General features: G+C 61.2%; 18 protein-coding genes. 16 read left to right on the top strand and 2 right to left on the bottom strand.

Annotated features, from left to right (window positions below; all coding sequences use genetic code 11):
- Positions 1 to 7: 7 nt before the first annotated feature.
- The 3 genes from flgM to HDE72_RS08965 are packed head-to-tail and all read left to right on the top strand — an operon-like array spanning position 8 to position 1,501.
- Positions 8 to 298, top strand: coding sequence for a flagellar biosynthesis anti-sigma factor FlgM (flgM, locus tag HDE72_RS08975; protein ID WP_260176578.1), 291 nt, complete (start codon positions 8 to 10; stop codon positions 296 to 298).
- Positions 295 to 747 carry a flagellar export chaperone FlgN gene (gene flgN / locus HDE72_RS08970; RefSeq protein WP_311735276.1) on the top strand — a complete coding sequence of 151 codons (453 nt, stop codon included), beginning with the start codon at positions 295 to 297 and terminating at the stop codon, positions 745 to 747. The genes flgM and flgN overlap by 4 nt, the downstream gene beginning before the upstream one ends.
- The gene (locus tag HDE72_RS08965) at positions 734 to 1,501 is read left to right on the top strand and encodes a glycoside hydrolase family 73 protein (protein WP_183739118.1); all 768 of its coding nucleotides are present in this window, start codon (positions 734 to 736) and stop codon (positions 1,499 to 1,501) included. The genes flgN and HDE72_RS08965 overlap by 14 nt, the downstream gene beginning before the upstream one ends.
- On the opposite strand, the gene flgA is transcribed toward HDE72_RS08965, so the two are convergent.
- Complete coding sequence (gene flgA, locus HDE72_RS08960; protein ID WP_260176577.1) at positions 1,502 to 2,113, bottom strand: flagellar basal body P-ring formation chaperone FlgA; 612 nt, start codon at positions 2,111 to 2,113, stop codon at positions 1,502 to 1,504.
- 288 nt (positions 2,114 to 2,401) lie between these two features.
- Here flgA and flgB point away from each other — a divergent pair, with 288 nt between their 5' ends.
- From flgB to HDE72_RS08895, 13 genes are all read left to right on the top strand, one after another.
- Positions 2,402 to 2,764, top strand: a complete 363-nt coding sequence (gene flgB, locus HDE72_RS08955; protein ID WP_183739112.1) for a flagellar basal body rod protein FlgB — start codon at positions 2,402 to 2,404, stop codon at positions 2,762 to 2,764.
- An 8-nt stretch (positions 2,765 to 2,772) separates the two neighbouring features.
- On the top strand, positions 2,773 to 3,183 hold the full coding sequence (gene flgC / locus HDE72_RS08950; RefSeq protein ID WP_183739109.1) for a flagellar basal body rod protein FlgC: 411 nt from the start codon (positions 2,773 to 2,775) through the stop codon (positions 3,181 to 3,183).
- Between the two features lie 3 nt (positions 3,184 to 3,186).
- Positions 3,187 to 3,840 carry a flagellar hook capping FlgD N-terminal domain-containing protein gene (locus tag HDE72_RS08945; RefSeq protein WP_183739106.1) on the top strand — a complete coding sequence of 218 codons (654 nt, stop codon included), beginning with the start codon at positions 3,187 to 3,189 and terminating at the stop codon, positions 3,838 to 3,840.
- A gap of 51 nt (positions 3,841 to 3,891) precedes the next feature.
- A complete protein-coding gene (locus tag HDE72_RS08940; protein ID WP_183739102.1) occupies positions 3,892 to 5,154 on the top strand; it encodes a flagellar hook protein FlgE in 1,263 nt (420 codons plus the stop codon).
- 26 nt (positions 5,155 to 5,180) lie between these two features.
- Positions 5,181 to 5,909: a flagellar basal body rod protein FlgF gene (locus HDE72_RS08935; protein ID WP_183739099.1), complete on the top strand. Its 729-nt coding sequence runs from the start codon at positions 5,181 to 5,183 to the stop codon at positions 5,907 to 5,909.
- A 29-nt stretch (positions 5,910 to 5,938) separates the two neighbouring features.
- Complete coding sequence (gene flgG, locus HDE72_RS08930) at positions 5,939 to 6,727, top strand: flagellar basal-body rod protein FlgG (protein WP_183739096.1); 789 nt, start codon at positions 5,939 to 5,941, stop codon at positions 6,725 to 6,727.
- The gene (gene flgH, locus HDE72_RS08925; RefSeq protein WP_183739093.1) at positions 6,727 to 7,398 is read left to right on the top strand and encodes a flagellar basal body L-ring protein FlgH; all 672 of its coding nucleotides are present in this window, start codon (positions 6,727 to 6,729) and stop codon (positions 7,396 to 7,398) included. The genes flgG and flgH overlap by 1 nt, the downstream gene beginning before the upstream one ends.
- 9 nt (positions 7,399 to 7,407) lie before the next feature.
- Positions 7,408 to 8,520, top strand: a complete 1,113-nt coding sequence (locus HDE72_RS08920; protein WP_183739090.1) for a flagellar basal body P-ring protein FlgI — start codon at positions 7,408 to 7,410, stop codon at positions 8,518 to 8,520.
- Positions 8,517 to 8,900, top strand: coding sequence for a rod-binding protein (locus HDE72_RS08915; protein WP_221291205.1), 384 nt, complete (start codon positions 8,517 to 8,519; stop codon positions 8,898 to 8,900). The genes HDE72_RS08920 and HDE72_RS08915 overlap by 4 nt, the downstream gene beginning before the upstream one ends.
- Before the next feature lie 81 nt (positions 8,901 to 8,981).
- On the top strand, positions 8,982 to 10,361 hold the full coding sequence (gene flgK / locus HDE72_RS08910) for a flagellar hook-associated protein FlgK (RefSeq protein WP_183739088.1): 1,380 nt from the start codon (positions 8,982 to 8,984) through the stop codon (positions 10,359 to 10,361).
- Positions 10,362 to 10,371: 10 nt separating this feature from the next.
- The gene (flgL, locus tag HDE72_RS08905; RefSeq protein ID WP_183739085.1) at positions 10,372 to 11,283 is read left to right on the top strand and encodes a flagellar hook-associated protein FlgL; all 912 of its coding nucleotides are present in this window, start codon (positions 10,372 to 10,374) and stop codon (positions 11,281 to 11,283) included.
- Positions 11,284 to 11,288: 5 nt separating this feature from the next.
- Positions 11,289 to 12,332 (top strand): hypothetical protein, encoded by a 1,044-nt coding sequence (locus HDE72_RS08900; RefSeq protein ID WP_260176576.1) that lies wholly within the window; start codon positions 11,289 to 11,291, stop codon positions 12,330 to 12,332.
- Positions 12,333 to 12,420: 88 nt separating this feature from the next.
- Positions 12,421 to 13,509 carry a glycosyltransferase family 9 protein gene (locus HDE72_RS08895; protein WP_183739082.1) on the top strand — a complete coding sequence of 363 codons (1,089 nt, stop codon included), beginning with the start codon at positions 12,421 to 12,423 and terminating at the stop codon, positions 13,507 to 13,509.
- Here the strand turns inward: HDE72_RS08895 and HDE72_RS08890 are convergent.
- Positions 13,494 to 15,671, bottom strand: coding sequence for a putative bifunctional diguanylate cyclase/phosphodiesterase (locus HDE72_RS08890; RefSeq protein ID WP_260176575.1), 2,178 nt, complete (start codon positions 15,669 to 15,671; stop codon positions 13,494 to 13,496). The genes HDE72_RS08895 and HDE72_RS08890 overlap by 16 nt on opposite strands.
- Positions 15,672 to 15,756: the final 85 nt, after the last annotated feature.

Raw genomic sequence — 15,756 nt, 5'->3', positions numbered from 1 at the left:
ACAACGTATGAAAATTTCCACTGCAGCCAGCGGCGCCAGCTTGCGCAGCGGCGCCGTGGCGCCCGCCGAGGCGATCGCGGAAAACGCTGCCGCCGGCGCCGTCACGCCCGGCTCCTCGGCTGGCGAGCAAATGCAGTCTGCCGTGCTGCAGCCTGCCATGGCTGCGCTGCGCGCCATGCCGGAGATCGATCATGAGCGCGTGGCCATGCTGCGCGATGCGCTGGCCAAGGGTGAACTGCCGTTTGACCCGTCGAAACTGGCTGGCTTGATCCAGCGCTTTCACGGCGGTGAATCGTGAACGCCATCGTGAACACACCACGCAAGGGCATCACGCGCCAGCAGGCGCTGCAGCGCGTAGTGCAAGGCATCACGGACGATGGCCAGGCTTATGGGGAATTGCGTGCCTTGCTTGAGGAACAGTTTCAATCGATCTTGCGCCACCAGAACACGCATTTGGCCGTGCTGGCCGAACAGATCGTCGCCGCCGTCGAGCGTCTCGATGGCCGGCGCCGCCAACGGGTCAGCCTGGCCACTGCCCTGCTGGGAGCGAAGCCGGACATGCAGCAACTGTTCGCGCTGCTACCGGCCGAAAGCGGCGCGGCAGCCGCCGGCAACTGGACGGCACTGGAACAGATGGTGCTGGAGTGCAAGCGCCTGAGCGCACGCAACAGCGAATTTCTAACGGAACAGTACAGCACCATGCAACGCGTGCTGCACGGCGAGGATCATACTTATGCGCCAGGCTGATTTTTTCACCAGCAGCACCATGGCGACGCAGGCAACGACCGCCACGTCCGCCATCCAGAGCAATGTGCGCGCCACCGCAGCGACCGCTTCCACGGGCAGCTTCAACAGCGTGTTCCAGCAGGTGCAGGGCGAAGTGGCACGTTTCATAGAACAGGGTGGCGGCAGCGCCGCTACCACGCTCAGTCCGCAAGGGCGCGCCTATCTGGACCAGACTCAGTCCAGCAATGTATTGGGTAATATCAACCAGGGCGGCGAGATCGGCGAGGTGCAGCAGCAGTTTCTCGCCTCCATCAAACCGTGGGCCGAGGAAGCTGGTGCACGCCTGGGCGTGGCGCCGGAAGTCGTGGCCGCCCATGCGGCGCTGGAATCGGGCTGGGGCCAGCATCCGCTACGCCAAAGCTCGGGTTCCAATCCGGGCGCGGATACCAATAATCTGTTCGGCATCAAGGCTGGCGGCAAATGGCAAGGCGACGTGACCACTGCCCTGACCACGGAATATGAAGGCAATAGCGGCACGGCCCTGAAAAAAACCGAACACTTCCGCAGCTATCCCGACCAGGCCAGCGCCTTCCGCGATTACACGCAAGTGCTGCTCGATAATCCGCGCTACCGCACTGCCCTCAATACAGGCAGCAATGCGGGTGCGTTTGCGCAAGGTTTGGCGCGCGGCGGTTATGCCACCGATCCCAACTATGCCGCCAAGCTGACCCAGCTGGCCACGCGTTTGCAGCGCAGCGCGCTGACCGGCAACTGATCAGCGGCCGGGAATCTCGGCCGGCTCGACCACGCCGGCATCGAGCACCCTGGCGCGTATCTGCGTGCCGCTGGTGGTATTACGCACGCGAATGATTTCGCCTAATGCACCAGGATCCATGGCCTCGCCGGCCATGCTCACTTCCACCTGCTCCTTGCGCGCGACGATGCTGACCGCACTGCCCCGCTTGATCAGCACGGCCGACGCCAGCTGCCCCTGACGCAATACTTCGCCGGCGCGCAAGCTGCGTTTGCTGGTCAGGCCCACCACGCCAGACAAAGAAGAAACACTGTCCGGTATCAAGGTCACATCGTGACGCGCCAGGCTGATATCGGCAGCCTGCAAGGGCGTATTGGCTATTACTGGAACACTGGTGACAGCGACCTTGGCCGTGATGCTGCTACGCACCAGGATGTCATAGCGCCAGCCGCCAGCACCAGGACAGCTGGCCACAAAACGCATGCGCTGCGGCACGCGGCTGTCGGCCAGTTCCAGCGTGACTGGCACGGCGCAGGCCGGCATGATGCGTGACGTTTTGACGACAGCGACCTGGAATTGCGGTTCCAGCAGACCGGCAGCATCCGCTTGTTGCGTCAATTGCTCACGCGCCATGCTTTCTGTTCTTAAAAATATATTGTCGGCTGGCAATTCTGCGCGTCCTGCACTACTATAGAGGCTGGTCAGTAAAAACAGGCTTGGGATCAGTATGTGCAGACGCCGCGCCTGGTTGGATGTCACGACAGAGTTGTCGAAATGAGTCATTGCTAACCTTAATCAAAGATACTGAAGCGGCATGACCTTACCATGTGTCAATACGGCCTGGCAGGCATTTTACTCCGCCTCAGCTATTTTTAAGCCCAAACTGCAACAGCGCGATCACATTCAACACAAAGGAAGACCATGGGGATTAATTTCAAGGAAGCACTGGGTGTGCACAGCGATGCACTGCACTTGCGCGCCGACCGTACGCGCGTGCTGGCGGCCAATATCGCCAATGAAAATACACCGGGTTTCCAGGCCATGGATATGGATTTTGGCAGCGCCCTGCAGCAACTGCAGGACAATAGCGCCGGCCTGCTGTCGACCGACGACGACGCCAGCGCCCTGTACCGTGTTCCCTACCACCCCAGCCGCGACGGCAACACCGTCGAGATCGGCGTCGAACAGGCGGCGTTTTCACAGAATGCCACCGACTTCCAGACCAGCCTGACTTTCGTCAATATGAAAATCAAAGGTCTGGCCAAGGCCATCGCCGGACAATAAGGACAGCCATGAGTTTCCAGGACATTTCCAAGATCGCCGGTTCGGCGATGGCGGCGCAAACCGTGCGCCTCAATACTGTTGCCAGTAACCTGGCCAATGCCGATTCCGTGGCCGGTTCCGAAGGCGAAACCTACCGTGCGCGCAAACCCGTGTTTACGACCGTCATGGATGGCAGCGGCAATGCCGGTGGCCAGGTACAGGTGATGGACGTGGTCGAAAGCGACGAACCGCTGCGCAGGGTCTATGAACCGGGCCATCCGATGGCCAATGCCGACGGCATGGTGTTTTACCCGAATGTCAATCAGGTGGCAGAGATGACCGACATGATGTCGGCCTCGCGCGCATTTGAAACGAATGTCGAAGTTCTGGGCCGCATCAAGTCGATGCAGCAATCTCTCCTCAAATTAGGTGACTCGTAAGCCATGGAAACCAACCTCTTCACGAATAACAACAACAGCAGTGGCAGCAGCAGCGATGCCGTCAAGTCGCAAAACAATGCGACCCAGGACATGTTTACCAAGTTGCTGGTGGCACAGATCAAGAACCAGGATCCGCTCGCCCCTACCGATCCCAGCCAGTTCGTCAATCAACTGACGCAGCAGGCGCAAACCGAGGCGATCCAGAATATGGCTGCGCTGACCAGCTCCAATGCCAGCGTGCTGCAATCGATGCAGGTGCTGGCCCTGGGCGCCCAGGTCGGTTCCGAAGTCACGGTCAACAGCCCCACCGTGCAACTCGATAGCAGCAAGGTCAACGCCAGCATTGCGCTGACCGCCAACAGCAACAAAACCACCGTCACGCTCAAGGGCAGCGACGACAAGGAATACACGATAGAACTGGGCTCGAAGGCCGCCGGCACCGTGCCCTTCAGCATCGATCCGGTCGCGCTGGGTATCCCTGCAGGCAACTACACGATGACGGTCACCACCAGCAGCGGCGACAAGCCCACGGTCGACATCACCGGCAAGCTCAACAACGTACGCCTGTCATCGACCGGCACCATGGTGTTGAATGTCGCCAACGTCGGCGACATCAATCCTGGCGCCATCACCGGCTTCAACGGTAAAACAAGCTGATCTGCGGCTACCTGCCCCTCCTAATCCCGTCCTCCATTAAAGGAAGTCAACATGAGTTTCGACATCGCACTGTCCGGCATCCAGGCCATCAACCAGCAGCTCAACAGCACCAGTAACAATATCGCCAACGCCGGCACCTATGGCTTCAAGAGCAGCCGCGCCAACTTTTCCTCGATGTATGCCGGTTCGCGTCCGACGGGAACGGAAATCGGTTCGGTCACGCAAAACATGTCGCTCAACGGCGGCGTACTGAACACGGGCCGCGCGCTCGACGCCGCCATCGACGGCCGCGGCTACTTCGTCTCGCGCGATGGACAAAACACCCTCAGCTACAGCCGTGTCGGCATTTTCTCGGCCAGCAACGACGGCTACCTGGTCGATTCGAGTGGCAAAAAAGTGCAAGGTTATGGCGCAATTCCTGGCTCGAGCGCCCTGGGCCCGATGGGCGACTTGAAGATTCCAACCGGTCAGATTCCGGCACAGGCCAGCGACAAGCTGACCTATACCTCCAATATGTCGGCCGACTGGGTCGCCAAGACTGGCACCTTCAGCGCAACCGACAATCAAACCTATAACAGCCTGAAAACCTCGGTGCTGTACGATTCGCTGGGCAGCAAGCATGCCTTGAGCCAGTACTTCGTCAAAACCGGCCCCAGCACCGTCGAGGTGCATTACACGCTCGACAATGGCGCGCTGGCGGCGGGTACGCCCAACCCGACCACGCTGACCTTCGACGCCAAGGGCCAGCTGGCCACGGTGAATGGCGCGGGCCCGACCAATGCCCCGCCGGCAGGCACCACGCCGCCGAGCGACTACGTCCCCACGTTCGCCAACGTCGGCCTGACCAGCAACGCCATTCCTGGCGCAGCGGTGCTTGCCTTTGGCATCGACTACAACGGCACCACGCAATTCGCCGGTGAAGCGACCACCTCGACAGACCAGCCGAACGGCTACGCTTCGGGCACTTACATGGGCGTGGAACTGGCCAATGACGGCTCGCTGGTGGCAAAGTACTCGAACGGTTCGAAACAGAACATCGGCACCATCGCCCTGGCCAACTTCGCCGACGAAGGCGCGCTGACGCCGGTCAACGACACCAGCTGGATTGCCTCGACCACCTCCGGCACGCCGCTGTACGACCGTCCGGGTGTCGGCATGTCCGGCAAACTGGCGACCAGCTCGCTGGAACAGTCGAACGTCGACATCACTTCCGAACTGGTGGGCCTGATGACCTCGCAACGTAACTACCAGGCAAACTCGAAGGTCATCTCGACCGAAAGCGCGATGCTGCAGTCGCTGATGCAAGCGCTTTAATGCCCGCCACCCAAGGATAAAGCACGATGGATGCGCTGATTTACACCGCCATGAGCGGGGCCGACCGAGCCCTGCGGGCACAGCAGGTACACGCCAACAATCTGGCCAATATCGAAACGAGCGGCTTTCGCGCCAATCTGGAGGTATCGACCGCCCAGCCCTTGCAGAACGGCTACGGTTACGACGACCGCCACATGGCGCAAACGCAGTCGAGCGCGATTACCACGCGCAGCGGCACCCTGAAGGAAACCGGGCGCGATCTCGATGTGGCGATTGTCGGCAACGGCTTTCTGACGGTGCAATGGCAAAACGGCGAAGCCTACACGCGCGCCGGCGCCATGAATCTCGATGAGAATGGCACCTTGAGCATCAATGGCCGTGCCGTGCTGGGCGAAGGCGGCCCGATCACCTTGCCTGAGAACAGCAGCGTCTCCATCGGCGTCGACGGCACGATTTCCGTGCAGGTGCCAGGTAGTGCGCAAATGCAAATCATCGACAAGCTCAAACTGGTCAACGCCGAAACGGGTGAACTGACCAAGAACGAGGCGGGTCTGGTGGTGGCGCGCAATGGCGAAGACTTGCAGGCAGACCCGACGGTACGCGTCAGCGACCGCCACCTGGAAGGCAGCAACGTTTCCGCCGTTGAAGAAATGGTGGCCACCATGAGCCTGAACCGCAGTTTTGAAATGCAGATGAAGGTTTTCAAGGCCAGCGATGACATGACCCAATCGGGCAACCGCCTGCTTGGCGCCTGATCCACCTGACGAATGTAAAGGAAGAAACCATGAATCCAGCAATGTGGATCAGCAAGACCGGCGTGCAGGCACAAGATGCAAAACTGCAAGCGATCGCCAACAACCTGGCCAACGTCAACACGGTAGGCTTCAAGCGCGACCGCGTCGTCTTCGAAGACCTGTTTTACCAGGTCGATCAGCAGCCGGGCACGCAGCGCGCCGACAATACCCTGTCGCCATCGGGCGTACAACTGGGTAACGGTACGCACATGGTCGGCACGCAAAAGGTATTTACCACCGGCAGTCTGCAAACGACCAGCCGCGATATGGACGTCGCCATCACCGGCAACGGTTTCCTGCAAGTGCTGCGCCCGAACGGCGAAGCGGCCTACACGCGCGCCGGCCAGCTGACGATGAATGAAAATGGCGTACTGGTCAACGCCCAGGGCTTGCCGCTGGTGCCGCAAATCACCGTCCCGAACAATGCCACCGGCATCACCATCGGCGAAAACGGCCTGGTCTCGGCCACCGTGCCCGGCAACGTCGCCGCCACGCCACTGGGCCAGCTGACCCTGACCAACTTTATCAATCCGACCGGCCTGCAGGCACTGGGTGAAAACCTGTTCCAGGAAACTGCCGCCAGTGGCGCACCGACCGAAGGCGTGCCCGGCGAAGGCGCGCTGGGCAAGATCAAGCAGTTTGCGCTGGAAGGCTCGAACGTGCAGGTGGTCGAAGAAATGGTCGACATGATCGCGGCGCAACGCACCTATGAAATGAATACCAAGGTGCTGTCGGCCGCAGATAACATGCTGCAATACCTGTCGCAAGCGGCACGCTGATGAAACCTGCACTGAACACTGCGGCAGTGCTGCTGGTGTTGATGGCTGGCTGCGCCAGCCGTCCGCCGGCGCCGGTGCCGCCCAGCTTTGCCGACGAACCCCTGCCGCTGGCGCAGCGCAGCACGGCGCGAGGCGGCGTGGCGGGCGGCGTCTTCAATCCCGATGCCGGCCTGGCCCTGACCTCGGACAGCCGCGCCTTCCGCGTGGGCGATGTGGTTACCGTAGCCCTGCAGGAAACCACGCAGGCCAGCAAAAAGGCGGGCACCTCGTTCAACAAGGGTTCAAGCGTGGGCATCCAGGCCGCCAACGTGCTGGGCAAGACCTTGCCGAAGACCGGGCTGGACCTGGGCGCCAACCGCAATTTTGCCGGCGACTCCACCAGCACCCAGCAAAATGCCCTGTCTGGCGCGATCACCGTGATCGTGCAGGAAGTATTGCCGAACGGCTTGCTGCGGGTACAGGGTGAAAAAACACTGACCCTGAACCAGGGCGAGGAATTCGTGCGCCTGCGCGGCTATTTGCGCTCGGCCGACATCGATTCAAATAACCAGGTGTCATCCTTGCGCATCGCCAATGCGCGGATCGCCTATTCCGGTCAGGGCACCCTGGCCGAAGCCAATACACCAGGCTGGCTGACACGTTTCTTCGTCGGTCCATGGATGCCGTTTTAAGGTGACATCATGAAATTTCGCTCCGCCCTGCCTCTGGCAGCCCTGCTGGCCGCCTTGAGCGGCCTGTCCCTGCCGGCCACGGCTGCGCAAGTGCTGCGCAACCTGGTCAGCATCGAAGGCGTACGCGACAATCCCCTGGTCGGCTACGGCCTGGTCGTTGGCCTCAACGGCAGCGGCGACAGTACCCAGGTGAAGTTTTCCAGCCAGTCCGTGCTCAATATGCTCAAGCAATTCGGCGTGAAAATGCCGGACGGTATCGATTCAAAAAGCAAGAACGTAGCCACCGTCATGGTCAGCGCCGTGTTTCCTCCCGGCTACCGCCGCGGCCAGGCCATCGACGTCACCGTGTCGTCGCTGGGCGATGCGAAAAGCTTGCGTGGCGGTACCTTGCTGCTGACACAGCTACGCGCGGCCGACAATGAAGTCTATGCGCTGGCACAGGGCAACGTGGTGGTCGGTGGCCTGAACGCTACCGGCAAGAGCGGTTCTTCCGTCACTGTCAACACGCCCACCTCGGGCCGCATTCCCAACGGCGGCAACGTCGAACGCGAAATCATCAGCGATTTTTCGACCAAGCCCACGGTGACCCTCAATTTGCGCCACCCGCATTTTGAAACGGCGACCAATATCGTCGAAGCCGTCAACCGCCGCTTCGGCGCCGTCGCCACCACCAGCGACGCCACCAGCGTGGAAGTGCTGGCGCCAGAAAACCCGACTCAGCGCGTGGCCTTCATGGCCAAGCTGGAAGCCCTGTCCATCGACGTGGGCGTGGAGACACCCAAGGTGGTCTTCAATTCGCGCACCGGCACCGTGGTCATCGCCGAAGGCTTGCGCGTGAAAGCAGCCGCCGTCACGCATGGCTCGCTGAAAGTCGTCATTTCCGAAAACTCGGCCGTCAGCCAGCCGGCGCCATTTGGCCGCGGCCAGACTACCGTCACGCCACAATCGAAAGTCTCGGTCGACCAGGGCAACGGCAATATGTTCAACTGGCCTGCCGGCGCCAAGCTGCAATCGATCATCGATGTCGTCAACAGCCTGGGTGCCTCGCCCGACGATGTCATGGCCATCCTGCAGGCACTCGACCAGGCTGGCGCCATCGAAGGAGAATTGGTAGTCATATGATCAATATCAACGACAGCAACGGCGCCCTGCCTTCGTCGCTCGACGACACATCCATCGCTGCCGCCACACCGGCCGATCCGCGCTACGCGGCCAAGGCTACCGAGGCGGCCGTGAAGTTTGAAGCTTTTTTCATCTCGCACATGTTGCGCCAGATGCGTTCGGGCACGCGCGAGATGGCCGGCGAAGACAGCGTCTACAAGGACCCTGTCAACAGCGACATGCTGGAGATGGCCGATAACCTGGTCGCCGACAAGATGGCCGGCCAGCGCGCCTTCGGCATCGCCGACGCGATACTGCGCCAATTGCTGCCAGCCTCCAACAAGGTGGCTACGCCAGTCAAATCCGACAATATTGCATCTCCGCTTAATAAATCCGTCTGATACGTCGCCTGTACTCAGTAACGAGGACACCAGGCCGGGCGCAGCTTCCAGCGCGCCGCCTACCACACGAAAGATTGCCACATGAGCATCATCAGCAACGCGCTGTCAGGCAGCATTGCCGCCCAGGCCGCACTCGGCGCGGCCAGCCAAAATATTGCAAACTTACAGACTCCCGGCTATACGCGCCAGGGTGTACTGCTGACTTCGCTGGGGGCTGGCGTGGGCGTACGTTCGGCCGGCAATGGCGTGCAAGTATCGGCCCTGCTACGCTTTGCCGACGACTACAAGACCCAGCAGATGTGGCGTGCCGCTTCCGATCTGGGCGCGCGCACCCAGACCCAGCCTTACCTGACGCAGCTCGAGCGCGTCATGGGAGATAACTCGTCGAGTATCAGCAATGGCATCGATGGTTTCTTCACGGCCCTGAATGCAGCCGCCGTCGATCCGACCTCGACGCCTTTGCGCCAGCAGATCATCACCTCCGCCGATGCCATGGCGCAGCATTTCAACAGCATCAGCAATGTCATGAACAACCAGCTGCTGTCGGTACGCCAGCAGCGCGATGCGATCATGCCGCAAGCCAATACCGCACTGGCGGGTATTGCCGCCTTGAATCAGACCATCAGCAGCTCTATCGCCGCCGGCACCAACGTCTCGGCGCTGATCGATGCACGCGACCAGTTGATCGATGGCCTGGCGTCGCAAATGTCGATCTCGGTGACAGATCAGGCCGATGGCTCGCGCAACATTTCGCTCAAGACGGGACAGCCGCTGGTGATCGGCTCCATCCCCGCCACCATGAGCAGCAACATGAGCAGTACGGGCGAGCCGGTACTGAGCGTCAAATTCGCCAACGCCAGTTTTACGCTCGACAAGGTCGCCGTGGGCGGCCAATTGGGCGGATTGGGCGACTTTGAACAAAATACCCTGCAACCGTTGATACAGTCCGTCGCCGATCTGGCACAAAGCCTGACCGACAAGGTCAATGCCCAGCTGCAAGCCGGCCAGACCATCGGCACGCCCGGCGTACCCGGCACGCCAGGCAAGCCGCTGCTGGTGTATGCGAATGGCAAAATGAGCATCGCTGACAACTACACGACAGCGGATCTGGCGCTCGCCACGAGCGGCGGCGCCGCCGGTGACAGCGGCAATTTGCAAAAGCTGATCGATATCAAGAATCAACCGACCAATGTCACCTGGGTGGGTTCGGCCTTGATCGGTGATGCGGACACGCAACTGGTCGGCAAGCTGGGCATCAACAGCCAGCAAAACCAGGCATTGCAAAAGACGGCCAGCACCGTGCGCGATCAGGCCGTCAATGACTGGAAATCGACCAGCGGCGTGAACAAGGATGAAGAGGCGATGAATCTGGTCGAATTCCAGAATATGTATCAAGCCAATATGAAAGTCATTTCAGTGGCCAATAGCCTGTTTGACGCCACTTTGCAAATGATGGGTTAAGGAGAAGAATATGCGCGTCGCCACTGGCCAGTATCAACAACTGATCAATAACTCATTGCAACAGAACCAGGATCGCATCAACCAGCTGACCTTGCAACTGGCATCCGGTTCGCGTATCCAGCTGCCATCGGATGATCCGATCGGCAACGTGCGTATTTCGCGCCTGAACCGCGAACAAGCCATGGTAACCCAGTACAAGGACAATATCGCCACGGTCAAGGTGCGCCTGCTGAAGAATGAAAACTATCTGTCGAGCATGGTTACCGACATGGGCCAGGCGCGCGACCTGCTGGTCTGGGCGGCCGACGGCAGCAATACCAGCGATGACTTGAAATCGATGTCGCAGTCGCTGGTCGCCATGCGCGACAGTGTGATGTACACGGCCAATATGAAAGACCAGGAAGGCCGCTACATGTTTTCCGGCACGGCAACCGACCAGCCGGCGATCCAGTTCGACCCCAATGCTGCCCCTGGCGCGCGCTACACCTATATTGGCAATACCGACAGCCAGATGGTCGTCGTAGGCAATGGCATCACGCAGGCGGCCAACGTCGACGTGAAAGGCGTGCAGGACTGGCTCAACAAGATCGACCAGGTCATCAGCGCCCTCGACGTGCCGGGCGCCACCGCCAACGATCCGGCGACACACGCCGCGATCGTGGCCGGCCTGGACGGCACCGACGACGGCATGGACCTGGTGTCGAACAAGATCGCCGTTTTTGGCGGCGCGCAAAATATCCTGAGCACGCTCGACACTAACCTGTCGAATGTGTCGCTGTCGAACGATAGCGCCCTGAATGACTTGCAACAGACCGATGTGGCTGCCGCCACCATCGATTTGAACGGCTATCAGCTTGCCTTGCAAGCCACTTACAAAGCCTATGCCAAGGTGGGTAACCTCTCCCTGTTTGACGTACTCTGACCATCATGCAAATCGCCCAGCTCCCCACCTCTTCCGGCATTTCCGCCAAGGGCGCCGGTACGGCCCGCGTCGTCGATGAAGCCTCGGGTGCCAGCAACGCCAGTACCGGCGCGCGCGCTGGCAGCGCGGCGGCGAAGAGCACGCCCGCGCCGCTACAGCGCGGGCTGAGCAACTGGGATCACCAGTTGCAGGGCGAGATTTCCAACGCACAGCAAACCCTCGACTACCTGGACCGCAGCAGCAGCCAGTTGCAGGCGCTGAAAAGCGAACTGGCGGCCAAGCTGGCGGCGCGCCAGGGCCGCGATGGCCAGGTGGAAGCGCGCGTGCGCCAGTTCAGCAATACCTGGCGCCAACGCAGTAATGCGTCGGGTGGCACGCTCGATGCGCAGCTGGGCTACAGCAGTCCGCAAGCGGCGCAGCAAAATTTTACGATCCGCGGCCTGACCCTGACCAGCCTGCAAGATGGCCCGCCGGAAGTACTGGCGTTTTCCGTGGGCGGCGCCAACCAGGCCCTGCGTTCGGTGAATATCGAACCTGGCCTGAGCGATGATCAGATCGTCGCCCGTTTCAGCCAGGCGCTACTGCCGTCGAATATCCGCGTCAAGCGCGGCGACAATGGCGAGCTGATGTTCAGCACGCCGGAAAGCTCCTGGGCCTCCGTGCGTGACAGCCTGTCGGTGCGCGGCAATGGCATCCGTTTCCCTACCGGCCAGATGAGCCGCGTCAAGACCGATGCCGAACCGGCCGCCATTGCTCCCGAAGAATGGAATACGGGCGACGTGGAAGCCTTGCGCACCACCTTGCAGCAAGTGGTGCAGGCGCTGGCGCATTTGCAGCAGGCGCGCAGTTCGGTCAGCCTGGCGCTGTCGCAGGCAAGCAGCCGCGTCGCCGATGCCCAGCCGGTGCAAGGCCCGGTACGCATGGAGTCGCTGGCGCAAAACTTCAGCGACAAGGCGAGCAAACCCGGCTACGAATCGCTGCTGGCCATCAGCTCGGCGCTGGTCGGCATCAGCCGCGATCGCGTGATCGCCCTGCTGGGATTGAGCTAGTTTTAGTTTCCCCTATCAGTGCAAGGCGGAAATCCGTAAGATGTTGCTTGCGCACCAGTGCACGTACTCATCCACATTCGGAGTTTCCTTGATAAAGCTCGCCGCCAGGCTCATTAGTCACGCCCTGCTGGGCAAACGCTATAAACAGCCGCTCGATCTTGCCAGTGTGCGCAAGGTGCTGATCTTGCGCAACGACAAGATCGGCGACATGATCGTCTCCACGCCATTGCTGCGTGAATTGAAGCGCCGCTATCCGCACTGGCAGATCGACGTCGCCGCCAGCAGCGCCAACCGGGCCATCATAGACGCCTGCCCGCACGTCAACGACATCATCATCTGGGACAAGCAGCCGCTGCTGCGCGATTTGCGCACCAGCATCGCCGACCTGCGCCAACGCCGCTATGACGTCATCTTCAATCCCTACAACCGCTTTTCGATTCCGCTGCTGTTGCGTATCAAATGGCTGGGCGCGCGCTATCTGACGGGTTTTGCGATTCCCAAGTACGGCAGTTCGACCGCCAGGCTGGGCATGTTCGACCATACCGTGCCCTGCGACCGCAGCCGCCATATTCTCGACAGCTACTTTGCCACCTTTGCCGAGTTCAAGCTGGGTCAGGTCGACCAGCGCTATGAACTGTTTGGCGTCGACGCCCACGCGGCGCGCATCGATGCGGCCTGCGACACCCTGCTGGAAAAATATACCGGCCTGTTTTGCCTCAATTTCCAGGGCAGCAACTTGCAGCGCACGGTTAGCGTGGCCGATGCCCAGCGCTGCTGCGCGGCGATGGCAAAGCGCTATCCGCAACATGCACTGCTGGTGATTGCCGCCCCAGGCACCGAGGCGCGCGCACAGGAAATCGTCAGTGGCGCCGGCCACGCCAATGTCATGCTGGCGCCACCGACCGGCCATATCCTGGAACTGGCGGCCCTGATACGGCGTTGCGAACTGGTGGTCTCGCCCGATACCTCGGTGATACACCTGGCGTCCGTCTACGACAAGAAGATCGTCGGCTATTACATCCGCACCGACAATTACCGCTGGTTCTATCCGGCCAGCAGCCATTACCGCGTACTCCTGGCGCCAGGCTTGACGCTGGAATCGGTCAGCGCCGACGAGACGCTGGCCGCTGTCGAGCAGTTGATGCAGGGCGCAAGCCAGCGTCAAGCGGCGCTCTGAGCGGCCAGCCAGGCATCGAGTTCGCTGGCCGGCACGGCGCGGGAAAAGAAATGCCCCTGCGCCAGGTCGCAGCCGGCCGATATCAGCGCCTCGCGCTGCGCCGCCGTTTCCACGCCCTCGCCCACCACTTTCAAGCCCAGCCGGTGGGCCAGCGCGATGATGGCGTCACACAAGGCCTGTTCGGCATCGCCCTGCTCCAAGGCGCCCACCAGCGACTGGGCGAGCTTGAGGAAAGCAATATCGAATTTCTTCAGGCACGCCAGCGAACCATAGGCACTACCGAAATCGTCCAGCGCCAGGGACATGCCCATGGCACGGAACTGGCGCAGCCTTTCAAGCACCTGGCGCGTCTCGTCGAGCAAGATGCCTTCCGTGACCTCGACCACGATACTGCCCGCAGGCAAGCCCTCGCGCGCCAGCAGCTCGGCCCAGCCCTCATACAAGCCCGCATCGCAGCGCAACTCGGACGGCGATTTGTTGATGCAGATCTGAAACCCTGTTCCATGCCGTGCCTGCCATAATTTTGCCTGGCGCACCACCTGGCGAAAAGCCCAGTCGCCTATCTCGAGCAGCAAGCCATTCGCCTCGGCAAACGGCAGGAAATCGCCGGGCAGCAGCAAGCCACGCTGTGGATGGCGCCAGCGCAACAAGGCTTCGACGCACTGAACGCGCCCGCCGGGCAAGTCGACGATGGGCTGGTAATGCAGCTCGAATTCATGCTGCACCAATCCGGCGCGCATTTCACGCGCCATATTGCGGCGCAATTCGGCCGCCTGCTGCAAGGCCGGCGTGAAATAACTGTAGCTGTTGCGGCCCGCACTCTTGGCCGCGTACATGGCCTGGTCCGCGTGCCGCAGCAAGGTATCGGTGTCATCCGTATCGGCCGGATACAGAGCCACGCCGATACTGGCCGACACCTGCACGCTATCGCCATCGAGCATGAAGGGCGTGGCCAGCGCCGTGATCAATTGCTGCACCACCCGCTCGATGCCGCCCATCTGGCCCACGCCGGCCAGGATCACCGTGAATTCATCGCCGCCCAGACGCGCCACCGTGTCCGTGGCGCGCACCCGCTCAACGATGCGGCGGGCAGCCTGGCGCAGCAGCTGGTCGCCCTTGGCATGGCCCAGGCTGTCATTGATTTCCTTGAAATGATCGAGATCGATGAACAGCAGCGCCAGATAAGCGCCCTCCCGCTTGGCGCGGCGCGCTTCGTTCTGCAAGCGGTCGAGAAACATATGCCGGTTCGGCAAGCCCGTCAGCTGATCAAAATTGGCTTGCTGCCAGATACGCTCGGAAGCCGCGCGTTGCGCCGTGATATCGCTGACCAGCGCCAGCGCGCCCAGATAGGCGCCACTGGAATCGAAGATGGGATTGGTCGCCAGGGTGGCCCACAGCGGCTCGCCGTCGCGGCGCAGGAACTTGAATTCGTGGCGTTCGGCTATACCCTCCTGGCGGCGCGCGATATTGCGCTCCAACAAGGTACGCCCTTCGGCATCCATGAACGACGCCAGCGGTTTGCCGAGCATGTCTTCGATCTGGTAACCCAGCATCAACGCCATCTTCGGATTGACAAAGCTGGTCAGCGCTTGCGCATCGATTTCCCAGATACCCTCTTCGGCGCTGTGAACGATGCGCCGGAAACGCTCTTCGCTGCGTTCGAGCGCCGCCATCTTGCCCTCGGCCTGCTCCAGCACCAGGCGCAGCATCTGCCCGCCCGGATCGGTGCTGCCCAGCAAGCTGACCGGCAATCCCGGCGCCTGTGATGCCGGACGCAATTGCACTTGCAGCTGGATGCGTTCCGGTTCATTGCTATTGAGCACACGTTCGACGAACTGCGCAAAATCGCGGTGGAACGGCGGACTGACAAAGGTACGGAACAGGACAGGGCCGGGCCGTTCGCGCTGCAGGCCGAACAGTTCGGCGGCCACCAGGTTCATTTGCAATATCATGCCATCGAGACCGAGCACGAAATAGGCAAGCGGCGCCAGCAGATACAAATCGTTGAAATAAGCCTGTTCGCGCTCGACACGCATACGCCCGGGGCTGAAGACGCCATCGTCGAGCAAGGGCTCGGCAACAGGCACGGAAGCGGGCACGATGCCCTCTTCATGCCCGGCTGCCTCTTGCTCCCCCTGCCCTGCGCGCGGTATCTCGTCCATGGCTATCCTTTGCAGTCCCGCCCTGGCCCTCAGGCGCCCTTGGGCACGAGACTAGCATGCAAGGCGCACAGTGTCGAGATATGTG

It is taken from the genome of Janthinobacterium saanense (assembly GCF_014200675.1).
Lineage (GTDB): Bacteria > Pseudomonadota > Gammaproteobacteria > Burkholderiales > Burkholderiaceae_D > Janthinobacterium.
Note: the sequence above shows the minus strand (reverse complement) of the source record. Positions and strands in the feature narration are given on the sequence as shown.